This is a genomic window from Pleionea sediminis, from assembly GCF_007570825.1.
GTDB classification, from domain to species: domain Bacteria; phylum Pseudomonadota; class Gammaproteobacteria; order Enterobacterales; family Kangiellaceae; genus Pleionea; species Pleionea sediminis.
This window is the reverse complement of the sequence record NZ_SUNB01000001.1, coordinates 1,921,367-1,938,847: the sequence shown is the minus strand read 5'-3', so window position 1 is coordinate 1,938,847 and position 17,481 is coordinate 1,921,367. Positions and strand designations below refer to the sequence as shown.

Genomic DNA, 17,481 nt, shown 5'->3' with positions numbered 1-17,481 from the left:
TGTATTGTGACAATTTTTCATAAGACACCCAAAATGCCATACATTGGACCAGAGTAAAATACTAAACACTGACCGTGTTAAAATTATGTTAATACCACTTTTTGGTTGTCATTTGGCAACATTATTCTTAGCGCACATTGGCTTTTCTTATCGCATTCGTTATCGTACTACTCTTCACATTGAATCACAGCCTTATAAGAGACATTACTTTGAATAATTGGAAATTTTGGGTTGACCGTGGTGGGACATTCACTGACATATTAGCGATTTCTCCTGATCAGCAACTGCATTCCGCCAAATATTTATCTGAAGCGCCAGACCATTACGAAGACGCAGTTTTGTTTGGCATTGAACAGTGTTTACAACAGGCTGGTCATCACAACAATGAGATTGACGTTGTTAAGATGGGGACGACTGTCGCCACTAACGCACTACTTGAGCGGCGCGGAGAAAAGACACTGATGGCAATCACTCAAGGCTTTGGAGATCTATTAACCATTCGAAGCCAACACCGCTCGCACTTATTTAGACAGCATATCGAAAAAGAGAAACCTTTATATAAAGGTGTTATTGAAATTGAAGAGCGTATTGATGCCCACGGCAAAATAACTCAATCACTTAATAAAGAAAAAACAGTGCAAGCCCTTCAATCGTTTTACGATAATGGATTTCGATCCATCGCAATTATTTTGATGCATTCTTGTACTAATGCAAAACATGAAAAAGCAATTGCGTCACTCGCAAAAAATATTGGCTACGAACATATCTCGCTATCTCATGAAGCCAGTCCTTTTCCCAAAATATTGCCACGTGCAGAAACTACGGTTGCCGATGCTTATTTATCACCGGTTCTACAACGTTATTTGTCAAAGCTGCAAAATCGGTTAGGGCAAACACCAATGCTGTTTATGCAAAGCAATGGCGATCTCACCGATCTGAAAAACTTTCATGGAAAAGATGCCGTATTATCAGGACCAGCCGGCGGTATTGTTGCTATGGCTAGAACAGCTGAAAAAGCCGGTTTTGATAAAGTCATCGGATTTGATATGGGCGGCACATCCACTGACGTATCACTCTTCACTGGACAATTTGAAATTTCTCAAGAGAATGAGATTGCCCAAATTAATCTGCGAGCGCCTATGCTCGCGGTTCATACCGTTGCCGCTGGTGGTGGCTCCCGACTTTGGTTTGATGGTCAGCGTTTTCGCGTAGGACCTGAGTCAAGTGGCGCTTATCCCGGCCCAGTCAGTTATGGAAAAAATGGCCATCTATCGGTCACTGATATCAATGTCTTATGTAAAAAAATTCGTCCTAAGTTTTTTCCCAAAGTCTTTGGCGAAGATGGTCAACAGCCGGTCGATACAGCAGCCTGCGCTAAAGCATTTGAAGAATTGACAGAACAGGTCAATAAAGCAACACAAATGAATCATACACCTCTTACATTAGCATCAGACTTTCTGAAAATTGCAGTCAACAGTATGGCTAACGCCATCAAAACCATCTCCACCCAAAAAGGAATTGAATTAAATGAATTTGCCATTAATGCTTTTGGTGGCGCCGGTGGTCAACATGCCTGTCTCGTTGCCGAAGAATTAGGTATTAAAAAAGTTTTTGTTCACTCACAGTCAAGTTTACTTTCTGCATTTGGAATGGGATGCAGTTATATCGGCAAAGAACACAATGAATTTTATGGAACCCAGTTAACCAATGAATTGCTGAATAAAATAACAACTCTTTCAAAATCAGTCATTGAGCGTCAAGAAGCGGAACTACTTAAACAAGGCAGTAATGTCACCTCAAATATCTTATTGCATATACACTACGAAAATTCCGAACAAACGATCATTTTGGAGTTATCAACGCTCGACTTACTCAAGACTGAGTTTGAACAACAACATCAACAGCAGTTTGGATTTATCAATGAGTCAACACCAATAATTATCAAACAAGTCGATTTCAAATCGACTCTTGAACAACCGCTCTTCGAAGAGCCTGATCAGTTTTCTCATAAAGCAACGATAGAGACTCACGATGTCTGGTTCAATAACCAATGGCTACCCACTCAATACATTCCCACAGATTCAGTAACGCTTAACGAAGTCATTGCTGGACCAGCAATATTATTTAATCAAACAACAACATTAGTCATCGAGCCTAACTGGCAAGCAAAAAAAATTAAAGGCAACCACTTTATTCTCGAGCAAGTTAATTCAGCAGCAACCATTGAAAAGAACGATACCCAGCTGACCCCAACACGATTAGAAATTTTTAATAATCTATACATGTACATCGCTGAACAAATGGGCGCCGTTCTACAAAAGACGGCTCACTCCGTAAATATTAAAGAACGACTGGATTTTTCATGTGCGATCTTCAATAACAAAGGCGACTTGATCGCCAATGCTCCTCACATGCCAGTTCACCTGGGCTCCATGAGCGATAGTGTTCGCCATATTATTCATAATAACTCTGACATTAAGTCGGGCGACTGTTTCATGTTGAATTCTCCCTATCACGGTGGAACTCATTTACCCGACATCACTCTTGTCTCTCCAGTTTTTATCGCTGAAAACCTTCACTACTGGGTCGCATCTCGCGGCCATCATGCTGATATTGGTGGAACCACACCCGGCTCCATGCCAGCGTCAAGCCAAACAATTGCTGAAGAAGGTGTGTTGATTGATAACTTTAAACTAGTCAGTCAAGGCAAGCTCAATATTGAGTCGTTAAGAAAATTGCTGCTAGAGGCCGAGTTTCCAGCACGTAACTTTGAACAAACTCTAGCTGACTTAAAAGCACAAATTGCAGCAAACCAACGTGGTATCAAAGAACTATTAAACGCAGCGGAACATTATGGAAACCAAACAGTTAGTAAATATATGGACTATGTTCAAGACAATGCAGAACAAGCAATTAAGCAAGCAATAAAAGCGTTAGCGCCTGGCACCTTCGAATACCCAATGGACTTTGGCGCAAAAATCCAAGTCGCGATTAACAAGGTAGATGACGATCATTTAGAGTTTGATTTCACCGGTAGTAGCGAACAACAATCAAATAATTTTAATGCTCCTTTATCGGTTACCCGTGCTGCCGTCTTGTATGTATTAAGGAGTTTGGTAACCGACGATATTCCACTCAACGAAGGATGCTTGAGGCCGGTTTCATTAATTGTTCCAGAAAAAACCATGCTCAACCCAAAACCTCCAGCGGCGGTCGTTGCTGGTAACGTTGAAACATCACAAATCATAACCGATGCAATTTTTGGTGCGTTAAAGCTTCAAGCTGGCGCTCAGGGAACCATGAATAATTTCACGTTCGGCAATAAAACCTATCAATACTACGAAACCATTGCCGGCGGGTCTGGCGCGGGCAATGGGTATTCCGGTACCGATGGTGTTCAGACTCACATGACCAACTCTCGTATCACTGATGCAGAAGTAATTGAACAACGCTATCCTGTCGTACTAGAGGAATTTTCTGTTCGAAAAAATAGCGGCGGACATGGTAAATATTCGGGAGGAGAAGGTCTCACTCGTCGATTTCGCTTTCTAGAGCCAATGACAGTGTCTATATTATCAAATAATAGAAAACATGGTCCTTTTGGACTTGCTGGAGGAAACCCTGGTGCTCCTGGCTCAAATAAACTCCTCCGTTCCAATGGAGAAACCCAAACGCTGACTGCTTGCTGTGAAGTAAACGTAAATGTTAACGACCGCTTAGAAATTAAAACGCCAGGTGGTGGTGGTTATGGCGAACAGTAGTTCGCGGCAAATAATAATATAACAAGATTCATTTTAACAATGTCACAACTGTGACTTTTTAGGATTAAAAAATATGCACTTTAGTAAAATACTATTTTTAACCATGGTACTGGGACTATACGGATGTGGATCGAAGTCGACCAATGAAAATGACGGTCCACTCATGGACAAATCTTTACAGCTATTTACTTATGGTGATGCTTACAAGCCATTAGAAAAAAAATTAAGAATTATTCATGGCAGAGAGCTGGCGCAAGCTATCGACGAAAAACTAATATTTGCAGCAACTCAATACGAGGGCGATGGTAGAGACATATCTGGATTTACCACCACATTGCGCGTCACTTTTCTTTACGCTCAAAAATCTCAGAATGAATGGCCATTGGAACTGAAAGCACATTATATATTAGAAAACGATGGCAAAACTATTTTCAATGAGGTTTACCAAGTAACAGCAACTCAATTCAATGCGTCATCGGTTTGCCAAGGTTGCAACTCGGAAACAGCAGCCTTAAAAATGTTAAAAAATAAAGTACTACCCGAACTAATATTAGCGTTAAAAAAATAACACTTTTATTCTCGCTCGTTGATAACGAGCGAGATATTTTCTGTGCACTGCGACATACACCCTCAAAGTTGTATAACCAAGATTCAAACATTCAGTGTCCACCTAACCTTCAACCGAAGCTTTAATTTCTTTTCTTCCAAGTTAAAAACATCTTCAACTTTTATTGAACAAAAAAAGAACAAAAAAATTAAGAAAAACTTAACTAAAATGAAAAAATCAGTTTGTTTTTTAACCACCTCAATTTTCACAAACTGATCAACCTGAGATAAATATTTTCATATAAAGAATTGCGCCTCGATATCTCACAAATATGTGAATATTCACACTAGTTTTTGCGATTTTTTTAAAATTTTTATTTGAGTCATCGCTGTTTAATTTCTATTCTACAGACTGCGTCTTAGGTGCACCTTGATGCTTTAAATCGCATGTGATGAGTTGGACAAACGCGTTGTCCAAGTTGTCGATGTCATGATCGATGTGAACAATCGCGATTTAAGTTGTATCTGCGATTATAGAAATTACAACTATAAGGATACGTTATGTACATCAAACCTAAGCACGCGCTCAGTGCTATCGCTGTTGGAGTAATGTTTTCTGGTAGTGTTCTGGGGGCAGACAAACACTACTTGAACGAACAAAATAACTATTTAACCGCACTTTCAAAATCTGGAGCAGGCATCACTGCTGCTGAACCTGCTAAATTTATCGGACTTAGCGAAGGTAACTCTTTGAAAGCCCGTAAAACCTATCGAGACAGTAACGGACAAACCACTGTTCGTTACACTCAAATGTACAAAGGTCTTCCAGTCATTGGCGACGACGTTATTATCACTCGCACCGGTGACGGAAGTTTCAAACACGCTCACGGTTTTGCCATTAACGGCATAGCAAACGACTTAAAAAGCACGAAAGCAAAAATATCAAAGAAAGATGCGCTACGTGTTGCTAAACAAGCCAGTGCAAACAGTGTTTCAAAACGAAAAGTTCATTTCGAGAATGAAAAAACTAAATTGGGTATTTGGCTTGATGAGTCAAGCAAAGCGCGTTTAGTTTATGAAGTTACTTACGTTCAACACGCTGACGAACCTTCACGTCCTTACATGATTATCGACGCTAGCACTGGTGCTATCTTAGATAAGTACGATAACCTTCAGCACGCTACAGGGCCAGGCGGAAACGTAAAAACAGGTCGTTATGAATACGGTGTTGATTTCCCAGAATTAGACGTGAGTCAATCTGGCAGCACATGTACGATGAATAACGCCAATGTTAAAACAGTGAATTTGAATGGTGGTACAAGTGGTTCAACGGCATACAGCTTTGCCTGTCCAGAAAATACCTTTCAAGAAATAAACGGCGCTTACGCACCATTGAATGACGCACACTACTTTGGTGGTGTTGTTTTTGATATGTACAGCGACTGGATGAACACAGCTCCACTCAGTTTCCAGTTAACGATGCGCGTTCACTACTCAAGAAACTATGAAAATGCTTTCTGGGATGGCAGTGCAATGACCTTCGGTGATGGTCGAAATACTTTCTACCCATTAGTTAGTCTTGACGTTTCTGCACACGAAGTCAGCCATGGTTTCACTGAGCAAAATTCAGGTCTAGTTTATCGCAACCGTTCAGGTGGTCTAAACGAAGCTTTCTCTGATATCGCGGGTGAAGCGGCAGAGTATTATATGAAAGGCACTAACGACTGGTTAGTGGGTGCCGATATCTTTAAGTCGAACGGTGCGCTTCGTTATATGGCAAACCCTCCTCAAGATAATCGCTCAATTGGGCATGCTGATGATTACACTTCAGGAATGGATGTGCACTTCAGCTCTGGTGTTTACAATAAAGCCTTCTACTTGCTAGCAACAACAGCAGGTTGGGATACTAAAAAAGCTTTTCAAATTTACGCCCGTGCGAACATGCAATATTGGACAGCCAACACTAACTGGGACCAAGCTGGTAACGGTGTGTTAGATGCAGCATGTGACTATGGTTTCGACGTGAATGACGTTAAAGCTTCACTTACTGCAGTGGGTGTTAACTCAAACGTGAGTAATCCAAACTGTTCGACTGATCCAGATCCGGATCCAGATCCCGATCCAGATCCAAGTGATGACGTGCTAGAGAATGGTGTTCCAGTTTCTGGTATCGCAATGTCACGCGGTGAAGACAAAGTTTGGACCATGGAAGTACCTGCAGGTGCAACTAACATTTCTTTCAGCATCTCTGGTGGTTCAGGTGACGCAGACTTATACACTCGATTTGGTTCTGCACCAACTGATTCATCTTACGACTGCCGTCCATACAGAAACGGTAACAATGAAACTTGTACTGGTTCTCAATCAGGTGGCACTTACTACGTACGCATAAAAGCTTATAGCAACTTTAGCGGCGTAACCTTAGTAGGTAGCTTCACCGGTGGTGGTGACCCAGATCCAGATCCAGGCCCAGGTCCAATCGACGAAACTATCAGTGACATCGACTTAGCTCGCGGCGAATGGTACTACCATGAAGTAACTCTTGTAGAAGATTATGCCGACATGACTGTATCAATCTCTGGTGGTTCTGGTGACGGTGACTTATACGTCCGTCAAGGTGCACAACCAACTACAGGTTCTTACGATTGCCGACCATACCGTTGGGGCAATAACGAGACTTGTACTTTCAGCGCACCATCAGCTGGAACATGGTACATAGGTATAAGAGGATATTCGGCCAGTTCAAATATCACTCTCAATATCACAGCTAATCCAAACGAATAGCTGGCAAAAAGAAGGGGCACATTAAGTGCCCCTTCTACTTTGTACTTCCCTAATTATTTAGCAACACGACACCTCAGGTAACGCATTATGAAACAGTTAACATCACTCTTGATGTTAATTGCAGGCAGCTCTTTAGCAATTAACGTCTATGCAAAGCAAGGCGATCCAACTGGCAATGAAAAAGTATGGATCACCATCGGAAACGACGTAGCCACTCAAGCTCAAAACAAGAAGTCTTTTGATCTAGATATCGAATTTTTACCGGCATCTTTACACAAAAATAATAGCAGCGCTCGAGTCGCCAGTTTACCCGCCAACCAAATCGACAAATTGAGTCATCTAATGCATGACTCCTTCAATCGCTGCGGCGGATTCTTTTTCCATGAAAACAAACAGCAAGCGATTAGCTATGCCAATAGCCTAGTCACTAACGCACTGACAACGGTTGAATACCCAATCGATAACCCTCAAGAAGTCAGTACAATGCTGGGTGCCGTAACAAAAACTAACCTCACTTCTACCGTCAATAGTTTGAGTAGCTTTAATAATCGCTATTACACGCAACAATCCGGCGTAGATGCTGCTAACTGGATTCGCCAAGAGTGGCAATCCATTGCACAAGGTCGATCCGATATTTCTGTCGATCTTTACAATCACAGTTGGGCTCAACCTTCTGTAATTGCTACCGTAACCGGAAGCACTAATCCCGATGAAATCATTGTCATTGGTGGTCACCTTGACTCAATAAACCAATTCAACCGTTCATCTGGACGTGCTCCTGGAATGGATGACAATGCTTCTGGTATTGCCGTCCTCACAGAAACACTGCGCGCTATCGTTGAAAGTGGCTATCAGCCCGCTCGAACGGTTCAGTTTATGGGTTACGCCGCCGAAGAAGTAGGTTTACGTGGCTCACAAGCAATCGCCAATCAATACGAGTCGGAAGGCAAAAATGTTGTCGGCGTTGTGCAATTTGACATGACTGGCAATAAAGGAACCGCCAACCGAGACATCGTTTTCATGACCGACTATACCAACAGCGGACAAAACAACTTTATGATGCAAATATTAGATACTTATTTGCCTGATGTTGTTTATGGTACTTCGCAATGTGGCTATGGCTGTTCTGATCATGCCTCTTGGCATAACCGTGGATTTGCGGCCTCAATGCCATTTGAATCGAACATGGGCGACTCAAACTCACGCATTCATACCGCGAATGACACCAGTTACGACGTCGATCATTCATTCAACTTCCTAAAATTATCTGCGGCCTTCGTTGGCGAGTTTGCAAGTGATGGTGGCGGTAGCGATGACGATGATGATAATGGCGATGACACACCACCTAACGAGCTGGAAAATGGTGTTGCTAAAACAGGCCTGTCAGCATCCCAAGGTAACGACATCACTTTTACGATGAAAGTACCCGACAATGCAGAAAACATTAGCTTCGTTATCAATGGTGGCAGCGGAGATGCCGACTTATACGTAAGATTCGGCTCAGAACCCACCGATTCAACTTACGATTGTCGCCCTTACCGAAATGGCAACAACGAAACTTGTAATATGGATCGCAATAATGGTGTCTACCACATCCGTATAAAAGCCTATCGTACCTTTAGCGGCTTATCGCTCACCGGAAGTTACACAGCCGATGATAATCCTCCACCACCTCCGCCTCCTGATGATTCTATTGATGATACCATTGAAAACATCAGTGTCGCGCGGTCGGCTTGGTATTATCATACCGTCGAGATTCCAGCCGGTTTCGACAACTTAAATGTCAACATTTCAGGTGGAAGTGGCGACGCCGATTTGTATGTTAGACGAGGCTCACAACCGACAACCAGCAGTTACGATTGTCGACCCTACAAATGGGGCAATTCAGAATCCTGTAGCTTCAACTCTCCAGCAGCTGGAACTTGGCACATTGGTATTCGTGGCTACGAAAGCAGTTCAGGAATTACATTAAACATCACAGGAGAATAACTTTCTCCAACAAAAAAAGATCCGGGCAACCGGATCTTTTTTTATGCATTCAACATTGCTTTCTTCACAGCGAAAGAGCATCCCTTTTTCCCTAAGGAGCTCCTCGCTCGACTTAAATTCCTTGACACTCTCAGATTCCATTCCCGTGTCAGGTCTTTAAAATGATGGCACTTAATCGCTTCAAAAACATCAGTAATTTTAAAGTTCTTATGTAAGACATTTGCTGTTCTCAAATCAAAATATCGCATGACCGGAATTTGAAAAAAGATTTTGTTAAATTCTACTCAACTGCAATAGGCGGTTTTCCTAAGCTCTAACTAACGTCATTTCATCTTCCAATAAACAACTTTGAAAACACTCATATCATTGAATAACTCGAGTTTAGAATGTTTAATCATTGACTCAATCAATACAACTTCTAAGATCTAAATATACCCACGACATAATAGTGACTATGAAATTAAAAAATACACAGCTTTTGAAAACTCAATCATTCATTAATGGTGCTTGGCTCGAATCCACGAAAACCTATGCTGTTTTTAATCCCGCAGATAATTCAGAAATTTGTAAAGTGAATGACGATGGTGCTGCTCAGGTTGAATTAGCTGTTACAGCAGCTCGCGCTGCACAAACTAAATGGTCAAGAATCACAGCACTGGAAAAACACGATATATTAATCGACTGGTATCAACTAATAATGAAACATCAAGACGATCTCGCTACCATTATGACGTACGAGCAAGGCAAACCACTTGCGGAATCAAAAGCTGAAATCGCCTATGGTGCAAAATTTATTCAATGGTATGCAGAGGAAGCCAAAAGAGTGAATGGCGAAATATTGCCAGCTCCTAGCAACGACCGACGAATCAGTGTGATTAAGCAGCCGATTGGAGTCGTTGGGATGATCACTCCCTGGAACTTTCCCAGTTCAATGCTGACACGAAAAGCGGGACCCGCCCTTGCGGCAGGTTGCACTGTTGTTGCCCGTCCGGCAAGTGAAACCCCTCTATCAGCATTAGCGCTTGCTGAGCTCGCACAACAAGCGGGCATTCCTGATGGCGTATTGAATATTGTTGTCGGAAAAAACTCGTCGGAAATGGGCCGTGTATTAACTCAACACCCAGACATAGCAAAGTTTTCGTTCACAGGTTCTACTAACGTTGGCAAAAAACTTTTAGAACAGTGTGCTTCTACCGTTAAAAAAGTATCTCTAGAATTAGGCGGTAACGCTCCTTTTATTGTTTTTGACGATGCCAAACTCGACAAAGCTGTCGAAGGTGCATTAGCTTCTAAATTTCGTAACACAGGACAAACCTGCGTTTGCGCCAATCGAATTTTGGTCCAGTCGACAATTTACGACAAATTTTGCGAGCAGTTGACGGAAAAAGTGAAGCTATTAAAAATGGGGAATGGTATGGAACCCGATATTGAAATCGGCCCAATGATTAACCGAAAAGCACTTTCTGATGTGAATAATTTAGTAAAAGAAGCGACACAAGCTGGAGCGGAAATTCTTATCGGTGGTAGTCCACTCGACCGAGAATCGAACTTTTTTCAACCAACTCTCATTAAAAATGTGTCTCAATCAATGTCCATTGCACAAAATGAAATTTTTGGTCCTGTTGCACCAATAATCTCTTTTGATACTGAAGACGAAGCCATTGCACTCGCAAACGACACTCGCTATGGTCTCGCTGCCTACTTTTACGCCAGAGATATTGGCCGCTGTTATCGTGTGATGGAGCAGCTCGAATATGGAATGGTTGGAATTAACGCCGGCGTTATATCCAATCCGATGGCTCCCTTTGGTGGTGTGAAAGAATCGGGTATTGGCCGCGAGGGCTCGCACTACGGAATTGAAGAATATCTCGAAGTAAAGTACGCCTGTTTTGGGGATATTGAATAAATTTTAACTCATTTAAAACCATTCACTCAGCATTGTAGAAATCAAAGAAAACATGGATGTTTTTCAACCGTTTTAATCTGACTCACTGAATTTTAGTTTAATATTCACACAAATCGTCTCACCAATAGTAGTTAATGTCTGACCTGTGTTAATTTATGCCCGCCAAAAAAAGTACCATTAAAGCTGCCTTTAAGGCAGAAACAGTCAGTCAACATATAAAAATACGAATAGGTGAATTATGAAACTGTATGGATTAATTTTATTAACCATAACGACTCTTTGCTCAAATCTTTATGCCAATGAAAAGTTAGTCGTCTATCAAAAAGATCTATCCCAATCTCAGGTCGATGTATTTTGTGATTCGATTGACTGCATTAGTGTCGTACCGGTAAGAGATCACGTAACCGCTGAGTTAATGATGCAAGTTACTTATCGATATACTCGAGAAATTACTCGCCCTGTCTTTTCACTCGATATGCAAGAATCAACCGCACGCATTTTCTGTCGCGAAATCGACTGTTTAAATATTCGCCCCAGCGACACTCGAGATGGAGAACATGCAGATAGACTTCAGAGAGTTACATACGAATACTATAGAAAAATTGAAAGTCGTGAACTTTGTCATTACAACGAATACAGCTGCAATCCAAATCAAGATGCAGAAGAAGATAAAGAATCCGATATTACCCGAGGCCCTCGATCTTAGTAATCGATTATTTATTAGCCATTAAATGTTAATAAGATATCTCTCTTTATTCATGCTGACACTAATTTCCCAATTAGTGTTCAGCCTGACCTCCCCACTTTTCATAACGACACCGAATAATTTCGATGACATTTCTCAGATTGAAGTCACCGATATTACGCAAGATGTGCATGGTTTTATGTGGTTTGGAACTAAAGATGGGTTAAATCGATACGATGGCTATAACTACACCATTTATCGACCAAACAAAGAACAATCAAATTCACTTATTCATCACAATATTTATCGGCTGCTGAACACATCGAATAATCATTTACTCATCGCGACAGCCGGTGGTTTTCAGCGCTACGTGGGAAACCAGGCTTTTGATGATGTCGATGTTTACAACTATCAAGGTCAATTAACGCACAAAGTAGCGGCAATAGAACTGTTTGAAACACAAACAGGAGATATTTGGGTCGGGAGCGTAGATGCCGGAATCACCATTTTAGATAAAAACCTTAAGCCGCAGAAAAACTTCAATACAAATAATAGTGTGCTCAAATCCGACTACGTCACTTCCTTTAGTGAAGACAAAGCGAACAACGTTTGGATTGGAACCAAAAAAGGTCTGTATGTATACGATGCCTTTCAACGTCGTATTTTAAGCGCGGGTAGTTTCAATCCTGCTCTTAGTTCACTGGATAATACTCGTATCAATGCCCTTGTGACCATTAGCAATCAATTATTCATCGGCACATCGCAAGGATTAACTCAATATAACTTTGAATTAAATAAAATATCCATAATTTTAGAAAATAGCTCTCCATCAATTTCGAACAATTATATAACAAAGCTAGTTTACCTAGACTCGATTAACGCACTTGCTATTGGCACTCTCAATGGACTTAATCTTTTTTATATTGATTCAGAAGTAATCAGTCAATATACCAATAATACGATCACCCATAACCGAGTTAAAAGTAGCAATATCTATTCATTATTTGTTTCGGCAGACGACGTGTTTTGGATTGGTGGAAGTGGAGGATTAAATAAATCACCCTTAGAGGCTCGCCAATTTGGCCATTATGTTAAAAACAACTCTTTGTACCCTTGTGAAGGCTTCACCGACTTTTATGCCGTTGCTATCGAAAACAAACATAATATTTGGGTTGCCTCTTATTCCGGCCCTTTGATGAAGCTTAACTTAAAATCAAATACTTGCGAGACATTTAACCGCATCAAAATTGAGGATAGAGAAACTTCTCTCAATAACATACTAGCCATTAAAGTAACTTCGTCAATTGATGTTTGGCTAGCCACTCGTCACTTGGGACTATTACACTTAAACCCTCAAGCCAAAAGTTTTAGCTCTATTTCAGGAATCCCCAAATCAGCCAGAATAAAAAGCTTAACGGAGAACAAGTCCAATCTTTTCGCAACAACTTACTACGAAGGTACCTACCGAATAGATAAAGCAACTAAAATTGCCGTTAAACTCTCATCAAAAGAGTCATCTCTTAATGGCCATGTTATTTACAGCACTTCTGACAACTCATTATTTTTAGTCGACCGTAAATTTGGACTCTCAGAAATCACAGACCAGGGAGATATAAAACGCATCTTTGAGAATGAAATTAAAGAGACTCCTTTTAAAATCACATCTATAACAGAAGATCAAAGTGGGAGCTTATGGATATCAACTCAAGGATATGGATTATACCAATACGATCGACGTTCGAATAATTTTGTAAATTACTCTGTTAACAACAGCCAAATTTCGAGTAACCTATTGTGGCAAGTGATGGCCGATAATCAAAATCGAATTTGGACATTCGGAAGCAAAGGAGTTTCCATACTTAACTTGAATAGTAAAAAATTTATCAATTTTGATAGTAAAGATGGCTTACAAGAAAATGCGTTTACTCCGACCGGAGACTTTAACCGCCAAATCAATATGATGTTAACCGGCGGTATTAATGGATTCAATTATTTTTCACCGTCTCACATCACTGACGTCACTCCTTTTTTATCGGTAACGCTTACAAATATTAAAGTCAATAACCAACCTTTTCAGGGAAAACCAAATACAGAAAAAGGCACCATTCTTGATTATCAAAACAACAATCTATCATTTGGCTTTTCAAGCAACAACTTTACTCACCCCCAAAAAGTAAAATTTTCATACCGTTTGCTTTCTAATAACGAAAGCTGGATTGAAACGACAGCCAATGAAAGAATTGCTACGTTTACGAATTTGACACCAGGAGACTACGAGTTCCAGGTAAAAGCGAGCGACACCACTGGAAGTTGGCCCGAGAATTACACAAGCTATAAATTCACTATAGAAGCGCCATGGTGGATGCATCCGGGTGCATATTTTTTCTACTTAGTGACAACCGCGATATTGTTATTTTGCGTCATCAAATATCGAGAAAAACGGTTAACTAAAAAAGCAAAGGAACTTGAATTAATTGTAAAAAACAGAACTTACGAACTTAATCAAGAAAAACAGATTGTCGAACAACTACTTTCTCGAAAGAACGATGAGTTTACAAACTTTAGCCATGAATTCAGAACACCTCTGACACTAATATTAGGCCCCTTAGAGAAACTAAAACAAGAGTTACCCAGTCAATCTGAGCTGAAACTAGAATCTATTCAGCGAAACGCCAACCGATTACTCAGAATGGTGGACCAAATGCTATCTTTGGAGACCTTTCAGATTCAAGCAATAACACAAAAACATTCAATTGCAGTTGGAAAAACCATTCGATTTATTGCCGACGCATTTAGTGACTTAGCTTTTCAAAAAAACATTACCTTTAATGTTGGCACTATTGATGATGTCACATTTGATTTTACACCAGATGCCATTGATAAAATCATTCTTAATCTACTCTCGAATGCACTGAAATACACACCACCTGGTGGGCAGGTGTTTATCAGCGCAAAGCGGGATAATCAAAATTACGTTATCAATATCAAAGATACCGGTATCGGAATCCCAGTAGATAAACAAGAACAAGTCTTTGAACGCTTTAACCGTGTGCTTAATGAAGATAGCGAACGGGTTGTCGGCGCAGGAATCGGACTGTCGCTAGTAAAGAACTTGGTAGAGCATCACCAGGGCAATATAAAGCTTATTAGCACGCCAAACAAAGGAACTCTCTTTGAAATTAGCTTACCCATCATTAATGAAAAAACAAACAATTCAAGCAACGACCATAAAAATTCAGAAATCGTCTCGACAGAGCTAGTTAGTCTGAATAATGAAATAAGACACTCATCGAATAAAACTCCAGAAGCAATGGATGATGACTCGAGTAAACCAACTCTCTTAATTGTTGAAGATAACTGGGAGTTAAGACAATACTTAATTGACAGCTTCTCAAATCACTTTATATGCGACGAAGCGAGCAATGGAAAGCAAGGTTTTGCGCGAGCAATCGCTAATGTTCCAGATATTATCATTTCCGATATTATGATGCCCGAAATGGATGGGTATCAGCTCGTTGAAGCGTTACGATCTAACGAAATAACGTCTCATATTCCAATAATATTATTGACTGCCAAAAATGACAAACAGAGCCGATTAAAAGGTTGGGAACAGCAAGCCGACGAATACATAGCAAAGCCCTTTGATATTGACGAGCTAAGCTTTCGGGTAAAAAACCTACTCGACATAAGAAGTATTTTAAAGCGTCGCTTCCATGCATCAACGTTTCAAAAGGATAAGGAACTAAAACCCAATAAAGAACTAGTGCAACAATCAAAAGAAGCAGCCTTTATTAATAAAATGAACGCCATCATAGAAAATAATTATCAAAACGAAAGCTTTCGAATGAGCCTTCTAGCAAATGATATTGGCGTAAGCGAACGGCAACTTCATCGAAAGCTTAAAGCAATTATGGACTTAACTCCTACTGAGTATTTAAGAAGTTTTCGTTTAAATAAAGCCAAAGAATTATTGGCCAAAGGAGAACCCGCCAGTAATGTTTATTTGGACGTTGGTTTCAGTTCTCACAGTTATTTTGGCAAATGTTTTAAAGCTCAATATGGCTGCTCTCCTTCTGAATATTCTAAAGAAGAGTTTTAACTTTATTTTCGCCATTTTGCGACAAAACATCCCAACCGTTCCTAAGCTGTTAATCCTTCTACCTATTTTTGTAGTCTAATTTTTCCCTCACTATAAAAATGTAAATTTTCACATATTGATAATGCGATACTGTGCAATAGTAACAATCACTTTTCCTATAAATGTGAACTGGTTCACGCTATGATCCCCAAAGATTCAAAGTCTGACGTATAGTTAGTACTTAGAGAGTAACTAATGGACAAAAAAATGAACCAAGCTGCACAACAAATTGATCTGAACGATGAACCATCTCGATTTGTACAAAAAGATGGTCAATGGTTTTTTAAAACTCGTGAGCGCCGTTTGATGGGACCTTACGATACAGTAGAAGAAGCGAGCCAAGCGGTAGAAACTTACGTTTCCCTAATGGATATACGAGGACCTCGGCCTTAACATTTCAATAATGCAAATGAGTATTCAATACTTGTTTATGAAATAAAATTTTCCTTCAATCCCTTTTATTTTTATTCAAAATCGAATTAATTAATGAATTCGATAACTTTACATCTTCCACATTCTTATTTCGAGATTAAATCTAATCTTTAATTCTAAGATAACCTATTGAGCTAAACTTATTAACTTTAAATAATCACTCGATAGCCATTTTTTGCTCACTAAATACTGTACCGAAAACTTCAACAAGCTTAAGATAAATTATAAAAAGATAAGATAAAAACAATTGTCGTAAAGACACCAAGTAATAATCCGGCAATAAATAATAGGAACATCAGCATTGGGATATTAAATTTGACCTCTTTTATTTCTTTTTCCCCCTCGAGCAAGTCTTCTCGTGATATTTCTAACACTGCACACAACGCAGAAGCCGTGTCCATTGAAGTCACTCCTTTACTTTCAATACGCTGAATAGTTCTTGAACTAAGGCCGACAATGTCAGCAAGATGTTGCTGGGTCCAACCTCTTTTTAATCGCTCTTTTTTTAAGAGCTCACTATTAATATTCATAAGGGTAAACTATTAATTAAGCAAAAAAGTAGAGATTAAAGACTGTACAAATACTGAAATACCCAGAATCGAGAATCCCAAAAGAGCGTGGATGGCTGCTGTATACTGAAAGTCACGCTTAGCGAGCTTGTCATTTTCATCGTATAGACGAAACTGATTAGAGTCGATTAACTGCTTATTTTTTATCAGTTGGCATATTCCATCGACCATTCCAGTCCAGCGAAATTTAATTTCATATTTTTCACCTAAATAGGTGAAAGGATGGTTGGTCAATGTCATCTTTTTAGAGATCTTTTTTCCATTAACAAAAACAAAAGTACGCCAAAAGAAATTTGAGAAATAGACATCTATTGTTAAGTCGCCATCAGACATGTGAATCCAATTACCGTCGACGCACAACTCGCGAAAATCAATGTTTTGATCAACAGTCCTATTTGCTGAATCAGTTTGATACTTAGTCATTTAAAATGTCTCCAATACATATCGTTTCATAATATTGTATTTAGATTATTAATAGTTACTACGTCATCAAGACGACATGCAGAAAAACAACCCGACACTCACACGACAAAAGCTTTATCTTATTGATATTTAAGTATTTTTTATCCAAGATTGCTCACGCTGCCATTCAAAAATCAACTTTCTTAAGCGATAAGCTTAGTTTCCTCGACATGAGCGTTCCCCAACTTTCCTTTATCTTACTTAAAAGT

General features: G+C 39.9%; 10 protein-coding genes. 8 read left to right on the top strand and 2 right to left on the bottom strand.

From position 1 onward, the window contains the following. Positions 1-209: 209 nt before the first annotated feature. The 8 genes from FAX86_RS07860 to FAX86_RS07825 all read left to right on the top strand — a co-directional run bounded on the left by FAX86_RS07860 (position 210) and on the right by FAX86_RS07825 (position 16,202). Entirely contained in the window at positions 210-3,761 is a 3,552-nt protein-coding gene (locus FAX86_RS07860; protein ID WP_144392780.1) for a hydantoinase B/oxoprolinase family protein, read from the top strand. A 73-nt stretch (positions 3,762-3,834) separates the two neighbouring features. Then, on the top strand, positions 3,835-4,329 hold the full coding sequence (locus FAX86_RS07855) for a hypothetical protein (protein ID WP_144392779.1): 495 nt from the start codon (positions 3,835-3,837) through the stop codon (positions 4,327-4,329). A 539-nt stretch (positions 4,330-4,868) separates the two neighbouring features. After that, a complete protein-coding gene (locus FAX86_RS07850) occupies positions 4,869-7,091 on the top strand; it encodes a M4 family metallopeptidase (RefSeq protein WP_205859124.1) in 2,223 nt (740 codons plus the stop codon). A gap of 87 nt (positions 7,092-7,178) precedes the next feature. After that, positions 7,179-9,080 (top strand): M28 family metallopeptidase, encoded by a 1,902-nt coding sequence (locus tag FAX86_RS07845; protein ID WP_144392778.1) that lies wholly within the window; start codon positions 7,179-7,181, stop codon positions 9,078-9,080. A 454-nt stretch (positions 9,081-9,534) separates the two neighbouring features. Continuing rightward, positions 9,535-10,986, top strand: coding sequence for an NAD-dependent succinate-semialdehyde dehydrogenase (locus FAX86_RS07840; protein ID WP_144392777.1), 1,452 nt, complete (start codon positions 9,535-9,537; stop codon positions 10,984-10,986). Positions 10,987-11,224: 238 nt separating this feature from the next. After that, the gene (locus FAX86_RS07835) at positions 11,225-11,692 is read left to right on the top strand and encodes a hypothetical protein (RefSeq protein ID WP_144392776.1); all 468 of its coding nucleotides are present in this window, start codon (positions 11,225-11,227) and stop codon (positions 11,690-11,692) included. Between the two features lie 52 nt (positions 11,693-11,744). Next, the gene (locus FAX86_RS07830) at positions 11,745-15,770 is read left to right on the top strand and encodes a hybrid sensor histidine kinase/response regulator transcription factor (RefSeq protein ID WP_164503506.1); all 4,026 of its coding nucleotides are present in this window, start codon (positions 11,745-11,747) and stop codon (positions 15,768-15,770) included. A gap of 234 nt (positions 15,771-16,004) precedes the next feature. Continuing rightward, on the top strand, positions 16,005-16,202 hold the full coding sequence (locus FAX86_RS07825) for a DUF6316 family protein (RefSeq protein ID WP_144392774.1): 198 nt from the start codon (positions 16,005-16,007) through the stop codon (positions 16,200-16,202). 251 nt (positions 16,203-16,453) lie between these two features. On the opposite strand, the gene FAX86_RS07820 is transcribed toward FAX86_RS07825, so the two are convergent. Continuing rightward, the gene (locus tag FAX86_RS07820; protein ID WP_144392773.1) at positions 16,454-16,771 is read right to left on the bottom strand and encodes a helix-turn-helix transcriptional regulator; all 318 of its coding nucleotides are present in this window, start codon (positions 16,769-16,771) and stop codon (positions 16,454-16,456) included. A 12-nt stretch (positions 16,772-16,783) separates the two neighbouring features. Next, positions 16,784-17,233 carry a hypothetical protein gene (locus FAX86_RS07815; RefSeq protein ID WP_144392772.1) on the bottom strand — a complete coding sequence of 150 codons (450 nt, stop codon included), beginning with the start codon at positions 17,231-17,233 and terminating at the stop codon, positions 16,784-16,786. Positions 17,234-17,481: the final 248 nt, after the last annotated feature.

Bases quoted from the DNA above. Each gene is read 5' to 3' on its own strand.
- FAX86_RS07830 (WP_164503506.1), top strand. From the start codon at position 11,745: ATGCTGACACTAATTTCCCAATTAGTGTTCAGCCTGACCTCCCCACTT.
- FAX86_RS07840 (WP_144392777.1), top strand. From the start codon at position 9,535: ATGAAATTAAAAAATACACAGCTTTTGAAAACTCAATCATTCATTAAT.
- FAX86_RS07820 (WP_144392773.1), bottom strand. From the start codon at position 16,771: ATGAATATTAATAGTGAGCTCTTAAAAAAAGAGCGATTAAAAAGAGGT.
- FAX86_RS07855 (WP_144392779.1), top strand. From the start codon at position 3,835: ATGCACTTTAGTAAAATACTATTTTTAACCATGGTACTGGGACTATAC.
- FAX86_RS07845 (WP_144392778.1), top strand. From the start codon at position 7,179: ATGAAACAGTTAACATCACTCTTGATGTTAATTGCAGGCAGCTCTTTA.
- FAX86_RS07835 (WP_144392776.1), top strand. From the start codon at position 11,225: ATGAAACTGTATGGATTAATTTTATTAACCATAACGACTCTTTGCTCA.
- FAX86_RS07850 (WP_205859124.1), top strand. From the start codon at position 4,869: ATGTACATCAAACCTAAGCACGCGCTCAGTGCTATCGCTGTTGGAGTA.
- FAX86_RS07815 (WP_144392772.1), bottom strand. From the start codon at position 17,233: ATGACTAAGTATCAAACTGATTCAGCAAATAGGACTGTTGATCAAAAC.
- FAX86_RS07825 (WP_144392774.1), top strand. From the start codon at position 16,005: ATGGACAAAAAAATGAACCAAGCTGCACAACAAATTGATCTGAACGAT.